Origin of the sequence: Thermogemmatispora sp. (genome assembly GCF_019683755.1) — a bacterium.
In the GTDB taxonomy this organism is placed as follows: Bacteria; Chloroflexota; Ktedonobacteria; order Ktedonobacterales; family Ktedonobacteraceae; genus Thermogemmatispora.
Map to the genome: position 1 here is coordinate 1 of NZ_JADGHT010000495.1, position 2,569 is coordinate 2,569.

2 protein-coding genes are annotated in these 2,569 nt (G+C 56.0%); both read left to right on the forward strand.

Going from position 1 to position 2,569, the window contains the following annotated elements; genetic code table 11:
• Window positions 1-164 precede the first annotated feature (164 nt).
• Window positions 165-932 (forward strand): AAA family ATPase, encoded by a 768-nt coding sequence (locus IRZ24_RS19235; protein WP_297168051.1) that lies wholly within the window; start codon window positions 165-167, stop codon window positions 930-932.
• Between the two features lie 354 nt (window positions 933-1,286).
• The coding region (locus IRZ24_RS19240; protein WP_366914340.1) for an MFS transporter at window positions 1,287-2,569 on the forward strand (1,283 nt) is incomplete at its 3' end.

Sequence of the window (2,569 nt, forward strand, 5' to 3'; positions counted from 1 at the left end):
CATCTGAGGGAATCGCTGTCCCGCTGACCTTGATCATTTAGTTTGAATGTAGTATAGTTGGTTAGTGAGATAATTTGAATATCAAATTAAGGCTGGTCGCTTGTGAGCGCTGGTGCGGGGAAAGCGTCGGTGTCGGTGCGGCGACCAAGCGAAGGAGGCAGGCTATGAGTGGAGATGCTGGCATCATCAACCAGATGAGAGCCGTGACCATTTCCCGTGAATATGGCAGTGGTGGCGGTGAGATTGCCAAAAGACTAGCTGAGCGGCTTGGCTGGCATCTGGTGGATCACGAAGTGGTGGTCCAGGTAGCGCGGGAGCTGGGAGTCAGCGAAGAAGAGGCGGCGGCGCGTGATGAGCATGTTGAAAGTTTACTCTCGCGCATTCTCACCAGCATGCAGGGCATTGCGCCGGCAGTCTACCCGGCCATCTATGATGAAAGCACGCCGGTGGCACTCTTTACTAATCCTGAAGAATACCGGGAAGCTGTCAATCGCGTCATCAAAGGAGCCTTTGCTGTTGGGCATGTTGTCATTGTGGGGCGAGGGGCCCAGGTTGTGCTAGGAGACCGACGCGATGTCTTGCATGTACGCATTGTTGCCTCCCTGGAGAGGCGCATTCCTTATGTCATGCGTCGAGAGGGCCTTGATGAGCATGCAGCTCGCTCGCGCATTCAGAGCAAGGATCATGATCGTGAGCGCTATCTGCAGAGCGAATATCGGCGACATCCTGCCGACGCTCATCTCTACGATCTCGTGCTCAATACCGATGTGCTTGATCTGGACAGCGTCGTCGACCTGATCATCCTAGCGCTAGAGCGCAAAGCACGCCGCCTGGGTCTGCCCGAGCAAGAGCTTGGGCCAGGAGCAGGCTTGCCCCCCTACAGTGGACGCCCTGGCGATCTTCGTCCACCGTACCAGGCCGGCACCAGATAGGGAGCAGTGAGCAAGGGTGTCCTGTGCCAAGGAGGTGATACTCCAGATCCTCTTGCTTGTGGTAGCAGATTGGCAGTGCACGCAGGCCGTAAGGCAGGGCGCTGCACCAGAGAACCAGGCATGGACTGGCCTGCCGGGCTGGCGAGAAGCCCCCAGCGGCCTTTTTCTCTGGTCGTTTCATTCATGAAGTGAAATGTATCTTATAAGAAGAAGTATGTCTAGATCAGGAAGAAGGTGAGCGATAGCGGTATGGCACGGAGCGAGACGGTACAGCAACAGGTACAAATAAGCACGGAGCGGCCTCAGCTAAGCCCCCATTACAAGTGGATTGCCCTTTCGAATACCACGCTCGGCATGTTGATGGCCACCATCAACTCGAGCATTTTGCTGATTGCACTCCCTGCAATCTTCACCGGCATAGGTATTAATCCGCTGGCGCCTGGGGAGACCAACTATTTCCTCTGGCTATTGCTGGGCTACATGGTGGTCACGGCCACACTCCTGGTAACCCTTGGACGCATCTCTGACATGTTTGGCCGCGTTCGCATGTACAATCTGGGGTTTGCCATCTTCACCCTGGGGAGTATTCTGCTCTTCCTGACGCCTGGCAAAGGCAACACAGCGGCCCTGGAACTGATCATCTTTCGCCTTATCCAGGGAGTTGGAGGCGGCTTCCTTTTTGCTAATAGCACGGCTATTCTGACCGACGCCTTCCCGCCGCATCAGCGAGGCATGGCGATGGGTATCAACCAGATTGCCTCAATTCTTGGCTCCATTATCGGCCTGATCCTCGGAGGCATCCTAGCGACCATTGACTGGCGGGTGGTCTTCCTCGTCAGCGTTCCTTTTGGGCTTTTCGGGACTGTCTGGGCCTACTGGATGCTGCGCGAGACGGCGCCCATGCGTGGTCATCAAAAGATCGACTGGCTGGGCAACATTACCTTTGCAGTTGGCCTGACCATCCTGCTGATTGGCATCACCTATGGTCTCGAGCCATACGGGAATCAGCCGATGGGCTGGACCAATCCCCTGGTTATTCTGGCCATTGTAGTAGGGATCATCCTGCTCGTAGCCTTTGTCTTTGTTGAGCTGCATGTCAGCGATCCCATGTTTCGCCTGGACCTGTTCAAGATCCGCATGTTTACAGCGGGCAATCTAAGCAGCCTGCTAGCGAGCATTGCCCGTGGCGGTCTGCAGTTCATGTTAATCATTTGGTTGCAAGGGATCTGGCTACCACTGCATGGCTACAGCTTTGAGGAGACGCCGCTCTGGGCTGGCATCTATATGCTGCCCCTCATGATTGGCTTCATCGCCTTTGGCCCTCTGAGCGGCTGGCTCTCCGATCGCTTTGGGGCGCGCCTCTTCTCAACGCTGGGCATGGTCATCCAGGCGCTGGGTTTTCTGCTCTTGACATTCCTCCCCGCCAACTTCGACTATATCTGGTTTGCGCTGATTCTGCTGCTGATGGGCATTGGGCAGGGAATGTTTGCCGCCCCGAATACAACCGCCATTATGAACAGCGTGCCTGCGGACAGGCGCGGTGTGGCTTCGGGCATGCGCTCGACCTTCCAGAACTCGGCCACGGTCATGAGTATAGGCATCTTCTTTAGCGTGGTGACAATTGGTCTGGCCACGGC

Excerpts from the sequence above, each read along its gene's own strand:
- IRZ24_RS19235 (WP_297168051.1), top strand. The coding sequence starts at position 165 with ATGAGTGGAGATGCTGGCATCATCAACCAGATGAGAGCCGTGACCATT.